This window comes from Acinetobacter sp. WC-141 (assembly GCF_000313935.1).
Lineage (GTDB): Bacteria > Pseudomonadota > Gammaproteobacteria > Pseudomonadales > Moraxellaceae > Acinetobacter.
Window position 1 is genome coordinate 62682 of the sequence record NZ_AMSS01000066.1, and the last position, 25398, is coordinate 88079.

At 39.1% G+C, this 25398-nt stretch carries 22 protein-coding genes and 1 pseudogene; 16 read left to right on the forward strand and 7 right to left on the reverse strand.

The annotated features are described in order from the left end of the window. The first annotated feature begins 71 nt into the window (after positions 1-71). From ACINWC141_RS13390 to ACINWC141_RS13465, 16 genes are all read left to right on the forward strand, one after another. Entirely contained in the window at positions 72-1130 is a 1059-nt protein-coding gene (locus tag ACINWC141_RS13390; protein ID WP_034678635.1) for a pilus assembly protein PilM, read from the forward strand. Then, positions 1130-1771, forward strand: a complete 642-nt coding sequence (locus ACINWC141_RS13395) for a PilN domain-containing protein (protein WP_009392006.1) — start codon at positions 1130-1132, stop codon at positions 1769-1771. Before ACINWC141_RS13390 ends, ACINWC141_RS13395 begins: the two co-directional genes overlap by 1 nt. Continuing rightward, the gene (locus tag ACINWC141_RS13400) at positions 1768-2517 is read left to right on the forward strand and encodes a type IV pilus inner membrane component PilO (protein WP_009391992.1); all 750 of its coding nucleotides are present in this window, start codon (positions 1768-1770) and stop codon (positions 2515-2517) included. Before ACINWC141_RS13395 ends, ACINWC141_RS13400 begins: the two co-directional genes overlap by 4 nt. Before the next feature lie 10 nt (positions 2518-2527). Beyond that, positions 2528-3055: a pilus assembly protein PilP gene (locus ACINWC141_RS13405; RefSeq protein ID WP_009391937.1), complete on the forward strand. Its 528-nt coding sequence runs from the start codon at positions 2528-2530 to the stop codon at positions 3053-3055. Between the two features lie 62 nt (positions 3056-3117). Further along, positions 3118-5283 (forward strand): type IV pilus secretin PilQ, encoded by a 2166-nt coding sequence (locus ACINWC141_RS13410; protein WP_009392009.1) that lies wholly within the window; start codon positions 3118-3120, stop codon positions 5281-5283. Between the two features lie 11 nt (positions 5284-5294). After that, the gene (gene aroK, locus ACINWC141_RS13415; protein ID WP_004789808.1) at positions 5295-5864 is read left to right on the forward strand and encodes a shikimate kinase AroK; all 570 of its coding nucleotides are present in this window, start codon (positions 5295-5297) and stop codon (positions 5862-5864) included. Positions 5865-5892: 28 nt separating this feature from the next. After that, positions 5893-6975, forward strand: coding sequence for a 3-dehydroquinate synthase (gene aroB, locus ACINWC141_RS13420; protein WP_009391922.1), 1083 nt, complete (start codon positions 5893-5895; stop codon positions 6973-6975). Between the two features lie 16 nt (positions 6976-6991). Beyond that, entirely contained in the window at positions 6992-7873 is an 882-nt protein-coding gene (locus ACINWC141_RS13425; protein ID WP_009391930.1) for a hypothetical protein, read from the forward strand. A gap of 461 nt (positions 7874-8334) precedes the next feature. Beyond that, positions 8335-12810 (forward strand): glutamate synthase large subunit, encoded by a 4476-nt coding sequence (gltB, locus tag ACINWC141_RS13430; protein WP_171061975.1) that lies wholly within the window; start codon positions 8335-8337, stop codon positions 12808-12810. A gap of 69 nt (positions 12811-12879) precedes the next feature. Beyond that, the gene (locus tag ACINWC141_RS13435) at positions 12880-14301 is read left to right on the forward strand and encodes a glutamate synthase small subunit GltD family protein (RefSeq protein ID WP_009392028.1); all 1422 of its coding nucleotides are present in this window, start codon (positions 12880-12882) and stop codon (positions 14299-14301) included. A gap of 174 nt (positions 14302-14475) precedes the next feature. After that, positions 14476-15363 carry a metal-dependent hydrolase gene (locus ACINWC141_RS13440; protein ID WP_009392056.1) on the forward strand — a complete coding sequence of 296 codons (888 nt, stop codon included), beginning with the start codon at positions 14476-14478 and terminating at the stop codon, positions 15361-15363. 131 nt (positions 15364-15494) lie between these two features. Continuing rightward, positions 15495-16085, forward strand: a complete 591-nt coding sequence (locus tag ACINWC141_RS13445; protein WP_009392013.1) for a LemA family protein — start codon at positions 15495-15497, stop codon at positions 16083-16085. A 24-nt stretch (positions 16086-16109) separates the two neighbouring features. Next, positions 16110-17192: a TPM domain-containing protein gene (locus ACINWC141_RS13450; RefSeq protein ID WP_009391986.1), complete on the forward strand. Its 1083-nt coding sequence runs from the start codon at positions 16110-16112 to the stop codon at positions 17190-17192. Beyond that, complete coding sequence (locus ACINWC141_RS13455) at positions 17186-17746, forward strand: TPM domain-containing protein (protein ID WP_009391958.1); 561 nt, start codon at positions 17186-17188, stop codon at positions 17744-17746. Before ACINWC141_RS13450 ends, ACINWC141_RS13455 begins: the two co-directional genes overlap by 7 nt. Positions 17747-18093: 347 nt before the next feature. Then, a complete protein-coding gene (locus ACINWC141_RS13460; RefSeq protein WP_009392029.1) occupies positions 18094-18555 on the forward strand; it encodes a pilin in 462 nt (153 codons plus the stop codon). Between the two features lie 134 nt (positions 18556-18689). Beyond that, positions 18690-20318, forward strand: coding sequence for a PglL family O-oligosaccharyltransferase (locus ACINWC141_RS13465; protein ID WP_009391925.1), 1629 nt, complete (start codon positions 18690-18692; stop codon positions 20316-20318). 43 nt (positions 20319-20361) lie between these two features. Here the strand turns inward: ACINWC141_RS13465 and bfr are convergent, their stop codons facing one another. The 7 genes and pseudogenes from bfr to gmk form a co-directional block, all read right to left on the reverse strand. Then, positions 20362-20826: a heteropolymeric bacterioferritin subunit Bfr gene (bfr, locus tag ACINWC141_RS13470; protein ID WP_009391921.1), complete on the reverse strand. Its 465-nt coding sequence runs from the start codon at positions 20824-20826 to the stop codon at positions 20362-20364. 248 nt (positions 20827-21074) lie between these two features. After that, on the reverse strand, positions 21075-21269 hold the full coding sequence (locus ACINWC141_RS13475; RefSeq protein WP_009392016.1) for a bacterioferritin-associated ferredoxin: 195 nt from the start codon (positions 21267-21269) through the stop codon (positions 21075-21077). 219 nt (positions 21270-21488) lie between these two features. Beyond that, positions 21489-21872: a deaminase RidA gene (gene ridA / locus ACINWC141_RS13480; RefSeq protein ID WP_002116996.1), complete on the reverse strand. Its 384-nt coding sequence runs from the start codon at positions 21870-21872 to the stop codon at positions 21489-21491. Between the two features lie 144 nt (positions 21873-22016). Beyond that, the gene (locus tag ACINWC141_RS13485) at positions 22017-24122 is read right to left on the reverse strand and encodes a RelA/SpoT family protein (protein ID WP_009392022.1); all 2106 of its coding nucleotides are present in this window, start codon (positions 24120-24122) and stop codon (positions 22017-22019) included. 39 nt (positions 24123-24161) lie between these two features. Beyond that, positions 24162-24251, reverse strand: a pseudogene (locus ACINWC141_RS20125) (hypothetical protein); the annotation flags it as partial. 80 nt (positions 24252-24331) lie between these two features. Beyond that, positions 24332-24610, reverse strand: coding sequence for a DNA-directed RNA polymerase subunit omega (gene rpoZ, locus ACINWC141_RS13490; protein WP_002116990.1), 279 nt, complete (start codon positions 24608-24610; stop codon positions 24332-24334). A gap of 72 nt (positions 24611-24682) precedes the next feature. After that, positions 24683-25312, reverse strand: a complete 630-nt coding sequence (gene gmk / locus ACINWC141_RS13495; protein WP_009391949.1) for a guanylate kinase — start codon at positions 25310-25312, stop codon at positions 24683-24685. Positions 25313-25398 lie beyond the last annotated feature (86 nt).

Genomic DNA, 25398 nt, shown 5'->3' on the forward strand with positions numbered 1-25398 from the left:
GTGTAAAAATAAAGACCTAGATTATTGGTTTGTAATTTTTTTTGGGGATAAAAAAATAATAGGACAATAGTGTGCTCAGGTTATATCGTAAACCGAATAAGGGGTTAATGGGTGTCGATATTAGTTCGACTTCTGTTAAGTTGTTAGAGCTCTCTGTTAAGAACGGTAAATATTGGGTGGAAAGCTATGCTTTGATGCCTTTACCCGAGAACAGTGTAGTTGAGAAAAATATCTTGAATCCAGAGGCAGTTGCAGAAGCTTTGGAGCGGGCGATGAATTTAGCAAATCCCCAAACCAGTAACACTGCAATTGCTGTTCCAACATCGACGGTTATTCATAAAACCATCGAAATGGATGCGGATATGAATGATGATGAACGAGAAGTTCAGATTCGATTAGATGCGGAGCAGTATATACCGTTCCCTTTGGATGAAGTGAGTCTGGATTTTGAGGTTTTACCAGATCGACTGCCTAATCCAAATCGTGTAAATGTTCTTTTAGTGGCAACACGAACAGAAAATGTTGAAACACGAGTAGAAGTACTGGAACTGGTGGATTTAACGCCTAAGCTTGCTGATGTCGAAAGTTATGCTGTCGAGCGTGCTTTTAGTGTATTTGCTGATAGTTTGCCCATGGGTGCAAATACTATTGGTATTTTAGATATCGGCCATACCATGACCACATTATCGGTTATGCAAAATGGCAAAATCATTTATACCCGTGAACAAGTCTTTGGTGGCAAACAGCTTACTTTGGAAATTCAAAGTCGTTATGGTTTGTCTTTAGAAGAAGCAGGACGAGCTAAAAAAGAGCGCTCTTTACCAGATGACTATGACATCGAAGTTTTAGAGCCATTTTTAGATGCGGTCGTGCAGCAAGCAGCCAGATCTCTACAATTTTTCTTCTCTTCCTCACAGTTCAATGAAATAGACCATATTTTACTAGCGGGCGGGAATGCCAATATTCCTGGGCTTGCCAAATTATTGCAGCAAAAACTTGGTTACCGTGTGACCATTGCCAATCCGTTTTTACAAATGGGTTTTTCTCCTCAAGTCGACATTCAAAAAATTGAAAATGATGCCTCATCATTAATGGTGGCGTGTGGCTTGGCTTTAAGGGGTTTTGATTAATGGCAACAATTAATTTACTCCCTTGGCGTGATGAGCTTAGGGAGCAACGTAAAAAACAATTTATTATTTTATGTTTTGGGGTCGTTGTTTTGGGGATCACCACTGTATTTTCTGGGTGGTTTTATTTGAATCAAAAATTAAATGATCAAGAACAAGCTAATCAACTCATCACCAGTACAAATCAGGGGCTAGATCAGCAGCTTAAAACTTTAAATGGTTTGCAAGAACAGCGCGACGCCATTATCGAACGTATGAAACTTATTCAGGGACTGCAAAGTCAGCGTCCTGTTGTCGTGCGTTTGGTAGATGAATTGGTACGGGTGACTCCGGCAGCGATGTATTTAACTAAATTTAGCCGAACTGGGGATAAATTTACCATTGAAGGTAAAGCAGAAAGTCCAAATACGGTTGCAGAGTTATTGCGCAATCTCGAAGCATCACCATGGTATCGCAACGCTTTTATGAACTCTTTTTTAGCGACTGAAGAGAAAAAAGATAAAACCGCGAGTTCACTACTTCCTAGAGTGGAAGATAGTTATGGAAGTTTTGTTGTGACTGTTGATTTGGGCGAAGTGGGGGTGACTACAACAGATGATACCGCCAATACGTCTGTAAGTACGGATAAGGGGGCGGTTAAATGAGTCCGGATGAACTTCATGAGTTGTCGTTAGAGCAAGCTCCATCTAAGAAAAAACAGATTACTTTAGAGAAATTTCTTCAGCAATTTAACACACTAGATATGAACAGTTATGGCAGCTGGCCAATATCTGTGAAAATTACGTGCTGGATTTTTATTTTCTTTGCTGTGTTGGCTTTGGGCTATTTTGTTGTTATTCAGCCAAAGCTACAAGCGATTGATAATGCACAAGCGCAAGAAAGTAATTTGTTAAATGAATTTCGAGAAAAAGATTCAAAATTACGTAATTTGCAGCAATATCAGCTTCAACTTCAAGACATGCAAGCAAACTTTAATCAGCAATTAGAACAATTGCCAAAAGAAACCGAAATTCCAAGCTTGGTTGAAGATATCAACTTAACTGGAGTGAACTCTGGTCTGAAGTTTAAAAATATCCGTTTAGAAGATGAAGTGAAGCAGGAAATTTTTATTGAACAACCTATTACGATGGAAGCAACTGGCGATTATCACGCTTTTGGTGCTTTTGTTAGTAGTATTGCGGCATTACCACGTATTGTGACAATGCATGACTTTGTTGTAGAAGCTGCACCTGTTAAAGATAGCAAGTCAGATATTCCTGTACTTAATTATTCTATTAAAGCAAAAACTTATCGCTATATGGGCGCTGTAGAAAATGCTGAACATCCGGAAAATAACGCTTCGGCCTCAGTAGCACCTGTTTCCTCTACTGCTAATACACAGTCGAAATAGGAGCATTACAATGAAACTTAAGCAAATTTCTCTTTCTATTTTGGCATGTTTAGTTTTAGTTGGATGTGACTCGAGGATTGACGCTGTAAATCAGCAAATGGCCAATATACGTAATCAGCCACCACAGCCGATAGATCCAGCACCTGTTTTTACGCCTGTGCCACAATTTAACTATGCGGCTCATCAGCTAAAGAGTCCATTTTTACCAAGCTCACTTGCTGCTGAGCTCAAAATTATGGCAGGAAAACGGGTATATCCGAATTTCTCACGTGCACCTCAGCCACTAGAAAGTTATGCATTAGAATCCTTAAACATGAAAGGAAGCATACGTAACAACCGTGGGCAAGTGCTGGCTCTTATCCAATCACCTGACCAGCAAATTGAGCGAGTACAGGTGGGGAACTATATCGGGATGAATCAAGGGCGTATTACCCATATTGGTCCAACCCAGATTGATTTAGTAGAAATTGTCCCTGATGGGCGTGAAGGCTATGTGGAGAGACCAAGAACCTTAGTGTTAATTGGGCCCGCACCCTAAAATTTAGGGAATAACAAAGAAAAAGTATTTTTAAAGATTATTTAATTGGGGATGGTCAGACAATGAATCACGTATTCCGTCAGTTTTCTATGGGGGCTGTAACCATTGCACTTATGCAGGTTGCATCTGCACAGGTCAGCATGACCAATATTGTACCGACACAAATTGCAGGTCAGGGTACGGAAATTAGAGTTATGTTTAATGGTTTGCCGCCGCAACCACAGGCATATCAACTTGAAAATCCTTCACGTTTGATTTTGGATTTTAATAAAGCTCAACAGACTTTAACGCAGTCAAAAGTGGCAATTGGTACAAATGAAGCAAGCTCAGTCGATGTAAGCTCTGACGACCAGCGCTCACGTTTAACTGTAAATTTAAAAGAAGCAGGTGCGTTCACAACACGCATTGAAGGCAATACTTTTATTTTAAAGATTAATTCAGCTCAAGCTACGATTAAACCTTTACCAACAAGTACGATACAACCCCAAGGTGTTTCAAATATTGGCTTTCAACGCGGTGGTCAAGGCGAAGGACTGATTGTTATTGATTTATTGGGCAGTAATACGCCTGTTGATGTGCAACAGCAAGGCAGTAAAGTTGTAGTAAGAACATTAGGCTCTAAAATTCCTACACATTTAGCTAAACGCTTAAATGTAAATGATTTTGCGACTCCTGTTTCAACAATCGAGTCTTATAACGAAAAAGGCAATGGCGTTATTACGATTCAATCCACTGGTAGCTATGAATATATGGCTTATCAAGCGGAAAATAAATTGACCATTAGCTTAAAGCGTCCTCAGGATAAAAATGTAACTTCTTTATATAAGACGCCAAATTATTCTGGGAATAAACTTTCGCTCGATTTTCAAGATATTGAAGTTCGTAGAGTTCTACAGTTACTTGCCGACTTTACGGGCATTAATATGGTGGCTGCCGATAGTGTTCAGGGTAATATTACTTTGCGCTTAAAAGATGTTCCGTGGGATCAGGCGCTTGATATTATTTTAAAGACTAAAAATCTGGATAAACGCAGAAATGGTAACGTCATTTGGATTGCTCCTGTTACAGAATTGATTAAGGCTGAAGAAGAAGAAGCAAAAGCTGTCGCACAGAGTGTCAAACTGGCCCCATTACAAACTGAATATATTCAACTTAAATATGCGCGAGCTCAGGATATTATGAGCTTAATTACTCAAGGCTCAAATAATAGCAATGGTTTACAACGAACTTCTGGTGGTGGAACCTCAACATCTACTAATTTAAATACGGGTGTTGATAGTTTGGGTAATAACGTAGGAAGTTTATTAAGTCCGCGTGGAACGATTACTCAAGATGATCGTACCAATACCTTAATTATTAATGATACGGCTCAGTCGATTGATCAAATCCGTAAAATGATTGATTTATTGGATGTGCAAGTTAAACAGGTCATGGTTGAGGCGCGTATCGTTAGAGCATCTACATCTTTCACCAAAGAACTTGGTGTTAAATGGGGCATATTATCCCAAGGGATTACCAATAATAATAACTTACTGGTTGGTGGTAGTGAAACAACCTTATGGAATTTGCGAAAGCCAGAAAAAGACAGTAACACGGGTGGCTATAAATATACGATTGAACGTCCAGATAACTTGAATGTCGATTTAGGTGTAACCAATCCGGCTGGAAGTATTGCCTTTGGTTTGATTAGTATGTCTGATTTTATGCTTGATCTTGAACTTTCTGCATTACAAGCCGATGGCTATGGTGAGGTTATTTCTACGCCTAAAGTGATGACAGCAGATAAACAATCGGCGAAAGTTGCAACTGGTCAACAAGTTCCTTATCAAACCACGACTAATTCTGCTGCGGGTTCAACGGCAAGCACATCATTTAAAGATGCACTTTTAAGTTTAGATGTTACTCCAAGTATTACACCTGACGGTAAAATTCAAATGAAATTAGATATTTCAAAAGATTCTGTTGCGGGGGCTGCACCTAATGGAGAGTTAATTTTAAATAAAAATCAGATTAACACTAATGTATTGGTCAATAACGGTGAAACAGTCATTTTAGGAGGGGTGTTTGAGCAGACCACATCTAACTCACAAACCAAGGTTCCTTTCTTTGGTGATATTCCTGTACTTGGGCATTTATTTAGAAAAGATGTGAAATCTGATGATAAACAAGAGTTACTGATTTTCGTTACGCCACGAATTGTTAATGACACTTTGGTGAGAAATCATTAATATATTTTTTAATGAAAGCAATTGAAATAGGTGGCGCCTTGCCAAGCAAAGCGTTTGAAACCCTGCCAAATATTTATTTGGTAGGGCCCATGGGGGCAGGAAAAACAACCGTTGGACGTCATTTAGCCGAAATATTAGGGCGTGAATTTCTAGATAGTGATCATGAAATTGAACGCAAAACAGGCGCTACTATTCCTTGGATTTTTGAAAAAGAAGGGGAATTCGGATTTCGTGCTCGTGAAACCATCGTGTTGAATGAGTTGACTTCCCGTAAGGCTCTGGTCTTAGCCACAGGGGGAGGTGCGATTACTCAAGCCCCTAATCGTGAGTTTCTAAAACAGCGCGGTATAGTTGTTTATCTTTACACTCCCGTGGAACTACAATTACAACGAACTTATCGTGATAAAAACAGACCTCTATTACAAGTTGAAAACCCTGAACAAAAATTACGAGATTTGTTAAAAATACGTGATCCTTTATATCGTGAAGTTGCTCATTACACGATTGAAACCAATCAGGGTGCTGCACGCGATCTTGCTCAAAAGATTTTGCAACTTATTTTGTCTAACACGCTAAAATAGCCAAACTTACTCGTGGTTTAATAAACTCATGCAAACTTTACATGTTGAATTAGGCGAACGCCGTTACCCTATTTTTATTGGCAGTCAACTTGATCCTAAGCAGTTGCTTGAGCCTTATATTCATGGTCAACAGGTCATGATTGTAAGTAACGAAACGGTAGCTCCTTTATATTTATCTCACTATCAAGAAGCGTTAAAAAGTTTAGGTAAAACGGTAGCGACTTGTATTTTGCCGGATGGTGAAAAATATAAAGATATTCAACATTTAAATTTAATTTTTGATGCATTACTTGAAGCTGGTTTTAACCGAGATTGTACGGTTCTGGCTTTAGGTGGCGGTGTTATTGGTGATATGGCTGGCTTTGCCTCAGCGTGTTTCCAGCGTGGTGTATATTTTGTTCAGGTTCCGACCACACTTCTTTCACAAGTAGATTCAAGTGTAGGTGGTAAAACTGGAATTAATCATCCACTGGGTAAAAATATGCTTGGCGCATTTCAGCAGCCTCAAGTTGTTTTGGCTGATATGGCTCAACTTAACACTTTGCCTGATCGAGAGTTGTCTGCTGGATTATCGGAAGTTATTAAATATGCTTTGTTAGGCGACGCTGATTTTCTAGTTTGGTTAGAACAGAATATGGATGGGTTGATTGGACGAGATGCTCATCTTTTAGCAGAAGCTGTTTATCGTTCATGCGCTCATAAAGCCCGTATTGTTGCAAACGATGAAAAAGAGCAAGGCGAGAGAGCTTTGCTCAACCTAGGTCATACGTTTGGTCATGCGATTGAATCTTACCTTGGTTACGGTACTTGGTTGCACGGCGAAGCGGTGGCTACCGGTATGGTGATGGCAGCTGATTTATCACAGCGTTTAGGCTGGATTTCAAGCGATGATGTAGAGCGTACAAAAAAAATTATTCAACGCGCTAATTTGCCGATATCATGTCCAAAAATTCCATTGGATGAATTCCTTGGATATATGGCACATGATAAAAAAGTCCTCAATGGTCAATTACGCTTAGTGTTGTTAAAGCAACTTGGACAAGCGGTAATTACTAAAGACTTTGATGTTGAACTCATGAAACAAGCTATTTTGGCAAATCAACACGGATAATAAATTAAGGTAACACATGACTGTATCACGTACACTTTGGCAGAATGTTCAACAATATATCTGGTTGGTGGGTGGTATCGTCTGCTTGTTTCTGGCTTTTCTTTTCTGGGTAATGACTGATAGTAAAAAGCTTGTCGAAGTAGAAAAAGCAGCCGATTCAGAAACACCAGTACAAATTCAGCCAGAAAAAGTGGCAACAACGGCTAACTTAGGGGCTTTGGCTGATGAAGTTAGGCCTCTTGATTTAACGACGCGGACTGTTGTATCTGGTCAACATGAAGCAGAATTCCGTGGTACAAAATTTATTAACGAAAATAAGAAACAGTGGACGCTTGAGCTGTTCCGTGCATCTGATGAAGATATTATTAAAAACTTTTTAAAGAGTCGTTCAGACCGAAATAAATTTATTTATTTCCGCTTAAGTGGAGATAAGCAATCTGAACAATATGTTTTGACATATGGTGTATTTAAACGTTCTGAAGATGCGATTCAGCAGTTAACACAACTGAATCTTGATTTACCTGAATCAATTAAGCCGCAACCACAACAATTTTCAACTTATGTACCTTTAGTCAATGACTTGGGTGCGGATGAAATGAAAGGTGGAATTAGCCAAACTTATGAAGTACGTTTACGTCCAGCTCCATTGCCTAAAATAGATGAATCTTTGCTTATGGGCGCAGGTGTAAATGGGGCTGTAAGTACACAACCTAAAACGGTTGCCCCAGCAACAAACTCTACAACTCGGACAACTATTATTCGTCGAGATGCTGAAGGAAATGTTGTAGATGTACACCAGTCTAATTCTGCAGCTGATACTGCTAAAAGGACTCAACAAAATCGTGCAACTGAAGCTTCTCCAAAAAATGCCATAAATGAGGGCACAAGAGGGAACTAACGATAAGAATAATTTGCACAAATATAGTGCATTAATAAGAGATATATACACTTTTTGATCAAGTGTGGTGCATATTTAGTCATTTATTAAAATGATAACCTGAATAAAATCGATCTATTTTTAAGAAATATAAACACTTAAGTAATAAAAACCATATTGGCATAGTTTTTGCTTTATTCTTGTGCTTATTAATGTACTGCTAACTATTTTAGCGCTCTAAAGAGTGAATTCTATGCAGAGTCGTGGGGTCGAACTGCTTTAAAAGAGTGCGAAATAAGTCAAAACATTTTTCTAGCAAAAACCAGTGTACGTAAAAATGGAACAGCGTATATTGGCTTATCAGCCCAAAATTTTTTTTTGCGAAACATTGAGCTAACTATCGTCCATAGGCAATATCGCAGAAATAAGTTGTTTGTTTGACGCTCGAAAGAGCCTTATTGAAAGAAGGGTACGCTATGCACATGCCATCGCCTAATACTGTAGCTCCCGCTCAAGGTTTATATCAACCTGATGAGTTTAAGGATAACTGTGGTTTTGGACTGATTGCCCATATGAAGGGCGAATCAAGTCATCATCTTGTAGAAACCGCTATTCACAGTTTAAGTTGCATGACGCACCGTGGTGGTATTGCCGCAGATGGCAAGACGGGAGATGGTTGCGGCTTATTGTTGGCGATGCCAAAGCAATTTTTCCGTGATGAAGCAAAAAAACTGAGTGATATTACACTGAGCGAAGTTTTTGCTGTGGGTACTGTATTTTTAAATATTGATCTGGCATTAGCGCAACATTCTAAAAATATTTTAACTAAAGAAATTGAGGCAGAAGGCTTACGCGTACTGGCTTGGCGTGTTGTCCCTACAAATAACGATGCATTAGGTGAGATTGCGCTTCAATCTTTACCTGCTTTTGAACAGGTCATTGTGAACTGTCCAATGGGTGTAACCGAAGTTGAGTTTAACCGTAAACTATTTTTGGCACGTCGCCGTGCAGAACAACAATTACAAAATGATCCGTCATTCTATGTGACTACGCTTTGTTCGACAGTAATCAGCTATAAAGGCTTGATGATGCCAGCTGCGATTGCTGAGTTCTATACAGATTTAGCAGATGAACGTTTAAAATCACACATCGTTGTATTCCATCAACGCTTCTCTACTAACACTTTACCGCGTTGGCCGTTGGCTCAGCCTTTCCGTTATCTTGCGCATAATGGTGAAATTAACACCATTACAGCCAACCGTAACTGGGCATTGGCACGTACGCCTAAATTTGAAAACCCATTGCTACCAGGCTTAACTGAGCTTAACCCAATCGTGAACCGTACGGGTTCAGACTCATCAAGCTTAGATAATATGCTTGAGATTTTGGTGGGTGGGGGTATGGATTTGTTCCGTGCACTGCGCATGCTCGTGCCACCAGCTTGGCAAAACGTTGAAACTTTAGATGCAGACTTACGCGCATTCTATGAGTTCAACTCTAAGCATATGGAAGCTTGGGATGGTCCTGCGGGATTGGTTATTCAAGATGGTCGTCATGCGATTTGTATGCTTGACCGTAATGGTTTGCGTCCTGCACGTTGGGTAATTACCAAAAATGATTACATTACCTTAGCATCTGAAATTGGTGTATGGGGTTATGAACCTGAAGACGTGGTTTCTAAAGGTCGTGTTGGACCAGGTCAAATTTTGGTAGTTGATACTTTAACTGGCAAAGTGCTTGATACGAAAGATGTGAATACACATCTTAAAAATATGCGTCCGTACCGTGAATGGTTACGTGATCATGCAATTCGCTTAAATGCAAACCCTGAACTTGAAGAACAATTAGTTGATCAAGGTTTAACTGGCGATGCTTTAAAAGCAGCTCAAAAAATGTTTATGGTGACATTTGAAGAGCGTGATCAGTTGTTGCGTCCAATTGCTGAAAGCGGACAGGAAGCTGTAGGATCTATGGGTGATGATACGCCAATGGCTGTATTGTCTCGTCAAGTACGCCATGTGACTGATTATTTCCGTCAACAATTTGCGCAAGTAACAAACCCGCCAATTGATCCACTACGTGAATCGATTGTTATGTCGCTCGAAACCTGTTTGGGTCGTGAGCAAAATGTATTTGAGCAGGGCCCAGAGCACGCAGATCGAATCATTATTTCGAGCCCTGTTCTGTCTAACTCAAAAATACAGCAAATCCGTAGTATTGATCGTGCAGGCTATGAGTCTGTTGATATCAATTTGAACTATGCTGAAGAAGAAGGTTTACAAGCAGCGATTACACGTATTTGCGAAGAAGCGGCACAAGCTGTTCGTGATGGTAAAACTTTAATTGTTTTAACTGATAAAAATATTCGCCAAGGTTTCTTGCCTGCAAATGCAGCACTTGCAACAGGTGCGGTACACCATCACCTCATTAAAACTGGTTTGCGTACTGATGCAAATATCTTGGTTGAAACTGGTTTCGCACGTGATCCGCATCAATTTGCGGTATTACTTGGTTTCGGTGCAACAGCAGTTTACCCATACCTTGCATATGACGTGATAAATGATTTGATCGCTAAAGGTGAGCTTTTAGGTGATCCAATCCATGCTCAAGCGAACTTCCGTAAAGGTATCGAGAAAGGCTTATTAAAAGTTCTTTCAAAAATGGGTATCTCTACAGTTGCTTCGTATCGTGGTGGTCAGCTTTTTGAAGCAGTCGGTTTATCGTCAGAAGTGGTAGATCAGTGCTTCTTGGGTGTTCCAAGTCGTATTCAAGGCGCAACATTTGCTGATCTTGAAAAAGACCAGAAAAAATTAGCGGCTACTGCATGGTCAAATCGTAAACCAATTGATCAAGGTGGTCTGCTTAAATTCGTATTTGATAAAGAGTATCACGCGTTCAACCCGGATGTGATTAACTCATTACACAAAGCGGTTCGCTCTGGTAAATACGAACATTTTAAAGAATATGCTGAGCTGGTGAATAACCGTCCAGTGGCAACTATTCGTGACTTGTTTAAATTAAAAACAACGAATTCAATTCCACTTGAGCAAGTTGAATCAGTTGAAGATATCTTGCCGCGTTTTGATTCGGCTGGTATGTCTTTAGGTGCTCTTTCTCCAGAGGCACATGAAGCAATTGCAATTGCGATGAACACGATTGGTGGCCGTTCAAACTCTGGTGAAGGTGGTGAAGATCCTGTTCGTTACGGCACAATTCGTAACTCGAAAATCAAACAAATCGCATCTGGTCGTTTTGGTGTAACTCCGGCATACCTAACTTCTGCTGAAGTATTACAGATTAAAGTTGCTCAAGGTGCAAAACCGGGTGAGGGCGGTCAGTTACCAGGTGGTAAAGTAAATGGTTTAATTGCACGTTTACGTTACTCAGTGCCGGGTGTAACACTGATTTCACCTCCACCGCACCACGATATTTATTCAATTGAAGATTTGTCTCAGTTAATTTTTGACTTGAAACAAGTTAACCCGCAAGCAATGGTATCTGTGAAGTTGGTATCTGAGCCGGGTGTAGGAACAATTGCAGCTGGTGTTGCGAAGGCATATGCAGACTTCATTACTATTTCTGGTTATGACGGTGGTACTGCTGCATCTCCACTTTCATCAATTCACCATGCGGGTTCTCCATGGGAGTTAGGTTTAAGTGAAGCGCATCAAGCACTTCGAGTTAATGACTTACGTGGCAAAGTACGCGTACAAACTGATGGCGGTTTAAAAACTGGTCTTGATGTGATCAAGGCAGCAATTTTAGGTGCTGAGAGCTTTGGCTTTGGTTCAACACCAATGATTGCGTTAGGTTGTAAATACCTCCGTATTTGTCACTTAAACAACTGTGCAACCGGTGTTGCAACTCAGCAAGATCACTTACGTCAAGAGCACTACATTGGCGAGCCAGAAATGCTCATTAATTTCTTCCACTTTATCGCGGAAGAAACTCGTGAATGGTTGGCAGCGTTAGGTGTATCTTCGTTGAAAGACTTAATCGGTCGTGTTGATTTACTTGAAGTATTACCGGGTGAAACTGAAAAACATGCTCATCTTGATTTAAGCGCATTGTTAACTTCTCATCCTTCTGCTGAAGGTAAAGCGCAGTACTGTGAAGTACAAGGCAACGCACCATTTGATAAAGGCGTATTGGCTGAGAGAATGGTTGCAGAAATGCTTCCAGCAATTGAGTCAAGTGCAGGCGGTCAGTTCAACTTTACTGTTGTGAACTGTGACCGTTCGATCGGTGCTCGTGTGTCAGGTGAAATCGCTCGCCGCTATGGCAACTTAGGCATGGAAGTACACCCAGTAGTGATGAACTTAACGGGTACTGCTGGTCAGTCACTTGGTGTTTGGAATGCTGGTGGTTTACACATCCGTCTTGAAGGTGATGCAAACGACTATGTAGGTAAAGGTATGGCTGGTGGTCGTATTTCGATTTTCCCACCACAAGGTTCACCTTTCCAAACCCAAAACACAGCAATTATTGGTAATACCTGTTTGTATGGTGCAACTGGCGGTAAGCTTTTTGCAGCAGGTACAGCGGGTGAGCGTTTTGCAGTTCGTAACTCTGGCGCATTTGCTGTAATCGAAGGTGCTGGTGATCACTGTTGCGAATATATGACAGGTGGTGTTGTGACTGTACTTGGTAAAGTAGGCCATAACTTTGGTGCGGGCATGACCGGTGGTTTTGCTTATGTACTTGACCTTGATAATGACTTCGTAGATTACTACAACCACGAATTGATTGATTTAAATCGTATTTCAACAGAATCTATGGAAGATCATAAAGAGTTCTTATTGCGTATTATCGATGAGCATATCAAAGAAACTGGTAGTGCTTGGGCTTATAAAATCCGCAATGAGTTCGATTTCTACAGCCGTAAATTCTGGCTTGTGAAACCAAAAGCTGCTAATTTGCAAACGCTTTTGAAAACAACACAAGCTGACCCACAATAATTCCACGACTGCAAAGACATAGGCAGGTGCGGGCAACAATGAAATCCGCGCCTACCCACGGAGAGAGACATGGCAGAACGCCTAAATAATGACTTTCAATTTCTGGATGTACCACGCCAAGATCCAGAGAAAAAAGATATTACTGTCCGCAAAGCAGAATTTGTGGAAATTTATAAGCCTTTTACATCGGAAACTGTCACTAATCAGACTCACCGTTGTTTAGGTTGTGGTAACCCATATTGCGAATGGAAATGTCCTGTACATAACTACATTCCAAACTGGTTAAAACTCATCGCTGAAGGCCAAATTTTCCAAGCTGCTGAGCTTTGTCATCAAACGAACACACTGCCTGAAGTATGTGGTCGCGTATGCCCACAAGACCGTTTATGTGAAGGTGCTTGTACCTTAAATGATGGTTTTGGTGCAGTAACTATTGGTAATGCTGAAAAATATATCAACGATACAGCCTTTGCTTTGGGCTGGCGTCCAGATATGTCAGGCGTAAAATGGACTGACAAAAAAGTTGCAATTATTGGTGCGGGTCCTGCTGGTTTAGGTTGTGCGGATATTCTTGCTCGCGGCGGTGTTAAACCAGTTGTGTTCGATAAGCGTCCTGAAATTGGTGGCTTACTTACATTCGGTATTCCAGAATTTAAAATGGAAAAAGATGTGATGAAACGCCGCCGTGAAATCTTCACGGGTATGGGCATTGAATTCCGTTTAAATACTGAAATTGGCACTGATGTAACCATCGATGAATTACTTGCAGAATACGATGCAGTATTCATGGGTATGGGAACTTATACCTATATGAAGGGTGGGTTCCCGGGTGAAGATCTTGACGGCGTTTATGACGCACTTGATTTCTTAATCTCTAACGTGAACCGTTGCCAAGGTTGGGAAAAAGATCCAAGTGAATACATCAGCTTAGATGGTAAAAAGGTGATTGTTCTTGGTGGTGGTGATACCGCTATGGATTGTAACCGTACTTCTTTACGTCAAGGTGCTCACGATGTAACTTGTGCATACCGTCGTGATGAAAGCAACATGCCGGGTTCTGCACGTGAAGTAAAAAATGCCTATGAAGAGGGTGTGAAATTCCTATTCAATCGTCAACCGATCGAGATTGTTGGCGACAATGGCAAAGTGACAGGCGTAAAAGTGGTAACGACACAAATGGGTGCACCAGATAGTCGTGGCCGCCGTAGCCCTGAGCCAATTCCGGGTTCTGAAGAAGTGCTGCCAGCCGATGCGGTTTTACTTGCATTCGGTTTCCGTCCAAGCCCAGCGGATTGGTTCGGTAACGCGAATATTAATCTTGATGGTTCAGGTCGTGTTGTCGCAGCTGAACAGCAAGAATTTAAATTCCAGACATCAAACCCGAAAATCTTTGCTGGTGGTGATATGGTGCGTGGTTCAGACCTTGTCGTGACTGCGATTTGGGAAGGCCGCCAAGCTGCCGAAGGTATTTTAGATTACCTTGGCGTTTAATAAAGCCATGTGTTAAAAGACTCAAAAAAAGCCTACTTCAAGTAGGCTTTTTTACTGTCTACCATTAGTCAGTTTGATGTTTTTGGCAAATACAATAAGCTTTTTTGCCCTTTTTAGCTTTTTAAGCTCGCGACATACTCGAAACTTCCTTCTTCAATGCAATAGGTGTTGAATATGAACATCGCAGGTATGACGACAGAAAAATCATATTTAAATCGTCGAAAAGCGTTGGGTATCACCGTGCGTCGTCTTGAATTTAATCCAACGGCGATTAAACGGCACTATTTTGCCAATTCTCCCCTCATGTCTCATTTTTTAACTGCACTCTCATCAACGTTTCCGGTAGGCGAGCAATTTTTCGTAAATAGCGTACGTAATGTACGTGATAAGGTTTCAGATCCTCAACTACAAGCACAAATTGCAGCTTTTATTGGGCAAGAAGCTATGCATTCCAAAGCGCATAGTGAGTTTAATGAAGCTTGGCGTCGTGATGATTATAATCTGGACAGATTTCAAAACTGGCTAAATGAGCGTGATAAATATTTAAGAACGATTCCGCCTAAATTACAGTTGGCTCTTACCTGTGCTTTTGAACACTTTACTGCATTACTTGGAGCATATGTTTTACAGCATCCTGAGTTATTAAAAACACTAGATGAAGATGCACTAAAACTTTGGGTATGGCATGCGATTGAAGAAATTGAACATCGTTCAGTCGCATTCGATGTCTATCAGCATGTATATGGAGATGATCGTGTGCGTCGTTTACTCATGCGCAGTGTTACGACAGGATTTGCCAGTCTCGCTTTTTATGGGACAACCCGCTTATTTTGGCAAGATAAGTGGAATAGCTTACCTAAGATCGGAGGTAATTTATTTGGGTCATATTTACTCATAAAAATGCTTGTGCAATTAATGCCTGAATACTTCGCATATTACAAAAAAGATTTTCATCCTAGCCAAAAGGATTACGGCAAAATGGTCGATTACTGGAAAAGTTCTTTAGCAGACGAATATCAAATGGCAAGTTTCCAACAAGAAAAAGACCAAAGATTAAGTTAATAGAAAACCGGATTTAAAAATCCGGTTTTTTAAAAATCAATAAAATAAAAGCAACACAACAATGCCAAATTCATCATACAATCGAATAAAGAGGTTAAAAATATAAAGAAAAACTTGAGGATAATGTGACGATGAAAAATTTGAAACAACTTGCGATCGCAACGACACTTGCCAGTACCTTACTATTTTCGGGGTGTGGCTATAACACGTTACAAGTAAAAGATGAGGCTGTAACAGCAGCTTGGTCTGAAGTACAAAACCAATATCAACGTCGATCAGATTTGGTACCGAACCTTGTGAATGTGGTAAAAGGTTATGCTAAACATGAAGAACAAGTATTAACCGAAGTGACACAGGCACGTTCAAATGTTGCTGGTTTAAAAGTTGATAAAGAAGTCTTAGAAGACCCAGCTCTACTTGAAAAATATCAACAGGCTCAAAGTCAATTAACTGGAGCTTTATCTCGACTGATTGCTGTGTCTGAAAATTACCCAGATTTAAAAGCCAATACTCAATTCCAAGAATTACAAGTTCAGCTTGAGGGTACAGAAAACCGTATTGCAGTTGCACGTAATCGTTATATTACAACAGTGCAAGATTACAACGGATATGTACGCCAATTCCCGCAAGCAGTGACAGCAAAAGTAATTGGTATGCATCCAAAAGCCAATTTCTCTGCAGAAGCTTCTGCACAACAGGCCCCAAAAGTTTCTTTTGATTAGTCTTATAAATCAAAGGAGTGCCATATGAGAAATACTATATTGCTTCAGTCTAAGCAAATTAAGGCCTTTATTGGGACCTTAATTTTGCTCTGTTGTAGTGTTCTTTTTCAGAATACGGCATGGAGTGAAAGTAATATTGCAACTGCTACTGATGAGACCGATGCAGTAGTCGCTGGCAAAATTATTCAAAAGCAGCAAAATCAAACCACTGCTTCTAAAGCGGATGAACAATCTGCTTCAAGTATTGCTGCTCAGCCTCAAGTTTCTAACGATATGGCAGATGGTGAATCAATTCGTGGTTTGCCAACTTTAAACCAGCCTGTTATTGATCAAGCTAACATTTTAAGCGAGACAGAGAAGCAGCAGCTCAATCAAAAAATTCTAAGTTTATATCAACAAGGCAAAACACAAATTGGTATTGTCATTGTTCCCACTACTGGTCAAGAAGATATTTTTGATTATGCATTACGAGTAGGTGAACAGTGGCAATTGGGCTCAGCTAAGCGAGACAATGGATTACTCATTGCAGTTGCAGTAAATGACCACCGTATACAAATTTTAACCGGATATGGCTTAGAAGGCGTATTGCCCGATATTATCGCAAGTCGGATTATTCGAAACCAAATTACTCCTTATTTTAAACAAGCCCAATATGCACAGGGTTTAAATGCAGGCCTCGATGAAATTGGAAGAATTTTAAACCTTGATCCAGAAGTAGCTCAGCAAGCTGCTCAAGATTTAAAAGAACGACAACATCAAGCTGCAGAAGAACAACAAGCCAAGCAAACAACGCTCACAATGGCTTTATTTATTCTTATTGCCGGAATTGTAGGATCATTCATTGTAGGGCGACCTCTTAGTGCATCTACTGCTGGTGTTGCTGCGGCAGTGGCAGGTTTTGTAAATGGCGCAGGTTTAGTAACTAGCTTACTACTTGGTTTTGGAATTTTCTTTTTACTCATTACTTCAATTGCCCAACTTATTTTACAGGCCATTCTGAGTGGTTCTGGCGGCGGTGGCCGTGGAGGCGGCTTCGGCGGTGGTGGCGGAGGCTATGGCGGCGGCGGAGGTCGTTTTGGTGGTGGAGGTGCTTCAGGCTCATGGTAACAACATCAGAAACAACACAAATTATTACTCATCCCAAAATTGAGGAATCTGTAGAGCCAAGCCTAAAACGTTGGTTTAAACATTTATGCTATTTTCCGGCGAGTAGTCGTTATTTTTCGAAACAAGATAAGCAAAGTATTGCCGATGCTGTACAGCAAGCAGAACATGGCCATGTTGGAGAAATACAGGTTGTAATTGAAGGCCATATTCCATGTTCACAAGCTTATAGACAAAATACACGATTAAGAGCACAGCAGTTATTTGCAGAGTTAGGCGTTTGGGACACCGAATTAAATAGTGGCGTATTGTTATACCTAAATTTATGTGAACGTACGGTAGAAATTATATTTGACCGTGGTATTAGAAATGCCACCAATGATCAGGTCTGGCAACAGATTTGTGAATCTATCGTTCAACTTCTTACACAAAAACAATATCAACAAGCTGTAGTGATTGGTGTGCAGCAAATTGGAGAGGTGATGTCACGTTTTTATGATGAAAACATGCCAGATCAAACCAATGAATTGGGTAATACTCCGATTATTCTTAATTAACTCGCCTTGAACATTCCTATATTAGCTAATTTTCATAATTTTACTTTTAAAGGTGACTGACAAAAAATGTCACCTATTTGTTTATTTTTAAAGAGAATTTGTTCACAAAAATAAATATAAAGTTTGATAGATTTTGTTTACTTATTCTGATCTGTGATATGTTTTAACGAAAAGTAATATGACAATTTTTGTCATTTATTTACAGTGATTTTATATTTAGTAAATTAAAAAATTAGTATAAGTTTCTGTTTTTTAATAAAAAGAAAAGTTGGCATGGATGCTGCAATATAGTTGATAGCTGAAAAAGCTTATATAAAAACATACATACAATCTTTGGGGAAAAGGCTATGAATGCACAAAAAGGTTTTACATTAATTGAACTCATGATCGTAGTTGCGATTATCGGTATTTTGGCAGCAATTGCGATTCCGCAATATCAAAAATATACTGCTCGTTCTCAAATCACAGCGGCATTAGCAGAAATCAGTCCAGGGAAAACTCAGTTCGAATTAGCTTTATCAGAAGGCACAACTGTTACAACTCCTGCTAATATTGGCTTAAATTCGACTACTAATAATTGTAGTGCGGTTACGGCAGCTTCAAATGCAGGTACTACTGGAACTATTACCTGTACATTAAAAGGTTCCGCGACAATTACTAGTGGAGTTATTACATTAACACGTACAGCTGAGGCTACAGATGCTTCAGGAGCAACTACTGATACAGGTGGTTGGGCATGTTCGATTGCAAACGCTGGCTCATCAGAAATTACAGCCGCTATTGCTCCGAAGTCATGTTCAGTTTCTTAATAAATTATTGTAAATAAAAAAGAGGGTTAGTTCCCTCTTTTTTATTAAACTTTTGATTAGTTTAAAACAACAAATTTGCTCATCAGTAAAGTGTATAATTTCTATAATTTTCTTAATAGTTACTAGCTTCTGCTATGCAAGTATTCTTTCTATTCTTCGCTGCAATTCTGTTGGGTTTTGCATGGTTGTCACCATTTCATTATAGTCCTTGGGTGATGTTCTCAAGTGAAGTGAGTACTTTTGGGGCTGGGTTGTGTGTATTGGTTACTCTAGTTCAGCAAGATATTAAAATTCCTAGAGCACAGCTCTTATTGTTGCCATTTACTTTAATACCAATAATACAATGGGGTTTTGGTTTAGTTTTTGATTTAAGTACAGCTTTACTGAGTGCATTTTACTTACTTGGCTTTTGGTTTATGGTCTTGGCTGGCTACAACTTATCTTTAGATCCACAAAAGCGCGACCAAATTTTTTCTGGTTTTAGTATTTTAGTATTAGCAGTCTCTGTCGGCACAAGCTTTATCGCGATTTGCCAATGGTTAAATTTAGAGTCAGATTTTATTTACATGCTCAATCTGATTGGTAATCGTCCTTACGGGAACTTCGGTCAACCTAATAATATGGCAACCTTTTTAATTATTGGGTTGTTAGGTTGTTTGTATTTATATGAAAAGAATAAGGCTACGGTCTGGTTGCTCCTACCTTCGGCACTCATAATTTTATTTACGGTTGCATTGAGTCAATCACGGACCTCATGGATTGTTTTCCCATTTTTATTCGCTTATTGGGTGTTTAAGCAATTTAGACAGCAAAAGCGTTTTGGATTTATTCAAAGCCTTTTGTGGTGTGTAGGTTTTTTTGTGGTTGCAGGGATAATTCTACCCTTTGCAACAAGCCTAATTGAAGCATGGTCAAATACAAATGTAACTGAAGCAAGTACTTTAGTAGAGCGAGCAAGCTCTGGATATTTAAGATTTAACATCTGGTCACAAATGTTGCTGGCGGTGCAGCAGCATCCTTGGTTAGGGTATGGCTGGAATCAAACCAGTGTGGCGCAAATGACGGTTTATCATGCTTTTCCGACAGGAGAGTGGACCACCAGTGCCCATAACGTATTACTTGATTTAATTATTTGGAATGGCATTCCATTAGCGACTATAATCATTGCTTACTTTACTTGCTGGTTTCTTTGGTTAAATCAACAAGCTAAAGAAACCATCTCGATTGTAGCGATTATGATGGTGTGTACCGTACTTATTCATGCCATGTTGGAATTCCCACAGCGCTATGCTTATTTCTTGCTTGCCTGTGGTTTTTTGCTCGGTATTGTTCAGGCGCAAACTCCAGTACTCAAGGGAGTGGTACTTAATAAACGTCTTCTTCGTTTAATAGTAGGTGTAAGTTTACTACTGATTATTGCGATTTTACGTGATTACAATGTCTATGTTCTGAATAGTAATTTGCTTTTTAGTAATAAGCGACCAAATGCAGAATTTATGGGAAGCAGTAAAATTTTTGTTTTAACTCAGTTTGAGCAACGTTTAAAATGGATTGAACTTAATCCAGAAACTACATTACCTGAAGCTGATTTAGTCCAATGGGGAAATTTAGTAAAGAATAAAGCAACTCCCTATAACTTACGTAAATATGCAAAATTGTTAGCTTACAATGGAAAAGTAGAGCAGGCAGAGCAACAAATATTTATTTTGCAGCATCTTTATAAGCAAAAAATAACGCTATCAGAGTTATTAAAAGAAAAGTAATAAAAAAATCCCCTTGTGCTCAAGGGGATTTTTTTATGAAAAATTACATTTGGCTCTGGATATAATTTTCAATGCCTACGCTGCCAATAAGATCAATTTGAGTATCTAACCAGTCCCAATATTCTTCTTCTTTTTCTAAAATTTCTTGCACGAGATCACGAGTCACATAGTCTTGTTCTGTTTCAGCGAGTACAACTGTTTTTTGAATCGCTTCTATATTTTCTTTCACTTTACGAATGTCACATTGCAGAACTTCTTCTGTATGTTGGCCGATATAAAGTTTTCCTAAATGTTGAAGGTTAGGTAGGCCTTCCAAAAATAAAATACGTTCAATAATTTTGTCTGCATGTTTCATTTGACGAATTGATTCTTTATATTCGGCAGAACCAAGTTGCTCAATTCCCCAATCATTAAACATGCGTGAATGTAAAAAGTATTGATTAATTGCAGTTAAATGATGATACAGCACTTGGTTAAGCTGATTAATGACATCACGATTGCCTTTCATTGTAGCTACTCCAAAACAATTTCTGCCTCAATTTAATTAAGGCAATCTATAAAAAACCATTTTAGTGAACAATCATAGATATGGCGAGTAATTTATGGAACAGCAAATGAAAATCGCAATCAAAAACAACACAATATTAGGAAAGGAGATTTTGCAGCCAAAAAAAACCGCTTGAATGAGGAACTATTAATGTTCCGCAAAAAGCGGTGGAGGAGCTCATAAAATACTGTTAAATGTTTATAATTTTTTTACGCCGCTACAGAAATACGAGCAGCGATTTCTGCTAATTCTTCACTAATGATAGCACGTGCTTCTGGTGCACAGCGTCCACAGCATGTACCAAGATCAAGCAAATCACGAATTTCGCGATAGCTTTCAGCGCCATTTTCAACAGCGTCTTTAATATCTTGATCGGTAATGCCACGACACAAGCAAACGTACATGGGAGTGATCCCCAAATATAAATGCGATAATAGATATTATTGATAATTATTATCGTTTGTCAATGAAATTCATTTAAAATCTCATTTATCATCATTGGGATTTTGGATAAAAAAATACCACCTAAGCGGAAATCTAAGAAGAATTTAGATTTTTATGCAAAGATGGTTCATATTTTAAAAGCTAATTATTGAGATATAGATTTTTAAATTTTTTATATCTTATTGATTAATTATTACTATTCCGTCCATTTCTACTAACGCACCTTTTGGTAAGCTTGCTACACCAAGAGCTGCACGGGCAGGATATGGTTGAGCAAAATATTCACCCATAATTTGATTTACAAGTTGGAAATTTGATAAATCAGTTAGAAAAATATTGAGCTTAGCAATATCTGCAAGTGATCCGCCAGCAGCTTCACAAACCGCTTTTAAATTATCAAACACACGGCGAATTTGAGCTTCGATACCTTCTACAAGTTCCATACTGTATGGGTCTAAACCAATTTGCCCTGAAAGATATAACGTATTATCTACTAAAATAGCTTGAGAGTATGTGCCGATAGCAGCAGGGGCATTTTCAGTATGTATCACTTGGCGGGACATTTGGTTCTCCTTGATTAAATCTCTTTCCATCATAATCGATGATAGGTTTGGACAAAAGTATCATCGATTTAAATGATTAAGTGGATTTGGAAAGTTTGATTTTGTTAAAGAAACATGAATCTGACCAATAGCCCTTGTAAAGACTTAGCTTACTTTTGAAATTTCCATCTGTGGATTAGGCGCATCCAAACGCTCAATACGTGGAAAACCATAATGCATACGTAAGTCACGGATGACTTTTGCAATATGTTTACGGTTGTTGACTACAATATTAACAAAAGTTCTTTGCTCATTTGAGTGAACCATTTCTACCCCTGCATTATTTTTACGACATTGATAGATCAGGTCAGATACCTGCTCATCATTCATTGCCATTTCTATAGCAAGGTAGGCTGTAAAACGTACATCATCTACATCATCTGCTTTCCATTGAAGCGGCATAATATTTTCAGGATGCAGATGTTGTTCATGTAGTAAGTTATGACAGCGGATGCGATGCACAATTAACCCACGACGTGTTAAATGTCCTTGAATTGGGTCACCTAAAACTGGATTGCAGCAATGCGCATATTTAACGTCGACACCTTCAGTACTTTGAATGAGTCGATCCGAATTTTCTATTTGTGGATGTTTGTCATGAGCAAATAGGTGATTAGCTACAAGTTGAGGAAGTAAGTCACCAACCGCAATTTGTTCAAATAATGTATTTTTATTATCGATATGACGCCATTGTAGTAAATCTAACCAGTCGGCTTCAGAGAGATCATTAATTGAACGGTTAAAGAGTTTTAGTGCTCGAGAAAGTGCCTGTGCACCGACTAAACGCTGTTCTTCAATGTCTTGGTCTTTAAGAACATGCTGTAACGCACGGCGAGCTTTTTGAGTATTAATAAAACTCAACCAGTCTGGATTTGGTGTTGCTAAAACATCTGTAATAACTTCGATAACCTGACCGCTAATTAATGGGGTCGATAGTGGTTTAATCTCGCCATCTACTTTTGCACCAACTGCATGATTACCTAAAAATAAACTTGCTGAATAAGCAAAATCAACTACGGTAGCACCTTGTGGTAACTCATGGAGTTGACCATGTGGTGTGTAAACCCAAATTTTTTCTTGGTGTAAGTAATCTAATAAATCATTAAAAGTCGTTTTTGCACATTCTCCATCAATCAATGTATTTAAGTTCTGCATTGAAGCCTGAATGGCTGAACGACAAGTTTGTGGTGCATTTTCACCAAGCACTACCCCAAAACGGGCAGCTTTACGCATAAGCTCGGTTTGAATGGTAAGAGATAGTGTGGTTTTTTCGCCTTTGAGCTTAATTAATAAAGACTGGTTACCACCAGGTAACGGACGACGAATATGGTCCTGATATTGAATGACCTGAAAGTTTTCTCTTAAAGCATCAACTAGGCGGTCACAGTCGGCAATTGATTGTAAAACGATTTCAAACGCATGACTATGAGTAAGTTCTTGTAAATCCATCTCATTTTTAACGAAATGGCGTAATAATTCGATATTGTTGTTTTTCTTTTTAATGCGACCGTGAATATGATAATTATGGAGAAGTTCGGCAAGATTTTGTTCCCAGATACTTTGATATTTACATCGCTCTGGTTTGGTTAGACGTAGTGCATTTTGCACGTTATCAAACATATCAAGATCAAGGTTTTGATAACAAAGATTTTCTAGATTATCGCCCATTTCATTCATGCCGACTAATCTTGCCATTGGCACAAATATATCAAAAGTTTCCTGAGCAATGCGGGCACGTTTATCTGGACGTAAAGCACCTAGCGTTGTCATATTATGATAGCGGTCGGCTAATTTAATAATAATGACACGTGGGTCCTGTAAGGTCGCTTGCAAGATTTTTCGGAATGAAGCGGCCTTGTTAAATTCTTTATCACTTGACTGGCTAAGTTTGGTTACACCATCAACTAGTTCTGCAACTGTCAGGCCAAATTTTTCAGTAATATCTTCTTTTGTATATTGAGTATCTTCAATAACATCATGCAAAAGTGCAGCCATTAAGGTTTCAGCATCTAAACGCATGTTGGCAAGAATACAGCTGACAGCAATCGGATGCAAAATGTAGGGTTCACCACTTTTACGTGTAATGCCAGTATGTGCTAGATCGGCAAAATCACAGGCAGCAAGCACTTTCTCGACCTCATTTACCGATAAGTAAGGGTCGATAATCAATTTGAGCTGTTGCTTGGCTTGGCTGACCTCTTCGCCTGGCATAAATCACCCTTTTTCCTAATGCTGAAAAACTAAATCTATCTACTTCTTAATGAAAAGCATATTGCGGAACTTGTCAATTTTTTCATTTGAAAAAGTGTATTTTTTTTTCAATGAAAATAATTGCTTTTTTCAATATCTTTAAATACAAGACAAAGCCAAATAAAAAACCACCGCAGAAAAACGATGGTTTTTTTATGAAACAGAATTATTTAGAAAGAAAAACCTTCTAAATTCAAGCTGTTTGTAGAAAGAGCAAGATCAAGACTAGAAGTTTGATAATCTTGTTCACGTTGTTTAAGAATTTCTTTCGTAACGTGCCCTGCCGCGATTTCGCGTAAAGAAACTACAGTCGGTTTGTCGTTATCCCATTCTACAGTTGGCTCCATGCCTTGACGTGCCAATTGACGAGCACGTTTACTTGCAACGAGCACAAGCTCAAAACGGTTGTCTACATGATCTAAACAATCTTCAACGGTGACGCGTGCCATAAAAGTTCTCGTTTTGGAATGGTGAATTTGAACAGACTAAACAGTATAAAAGGCTTTCGATCTAGACTCAAGTTATTCCTGTTTTGGTTGAGGAGTAATCAAGTCTTGAATTAATGTTTGATGACGTTTCGCTTGCTGAGATAATACTAAACGGTTTGCTGTAATTACCGCTTCAAGCTCATGTAAAGCTTTATTAAAGTCATCATTAATAATGATGTAATCAAAATTCGTGTAATGCTGCATATCTTCAACTGCACAGCTTAAACGATGTTCAATGACTTCAACTGAGTCTGTACCACGGTTAGATAAACGCTGACGTAGGTCAAACTGTGTTGGCGGTAAAATAAATATTTGCTTAGATTCAGGAAAAAGTTTGCGTACTTGCTCTGCGCCTTGCCAATCAATTTCAAGTAGAACATCATGTCCTTGAGCTAACTGTTGTTTTACAGTTGCTTGAGAAGTGCCATAGTAATTACCAAATACCTCAGCGTATTCAATAAAACCTTCATGGTTGACTTGGTCTAGAAATTCATCTTTTGTGGTGAAGTGATAGTGAACACCATCTAACTCACCGGGACGTTGACCTCGGGTAGTATGCGAGACTGAAACATGTAAATTGCTCACACGGTCAAGCAGGGCTTTCACCAAAGATGTTTTGCCTGTTCCTGATGCAGCAGAAACGACAAACAATAGACCCGACATGATATTTTTCCTGATATGATAAAATATCTTCGCTATTGTAGTGTACCGTGCGTTTAAACTGAATAGTTTTAATTGCAAATATTCAA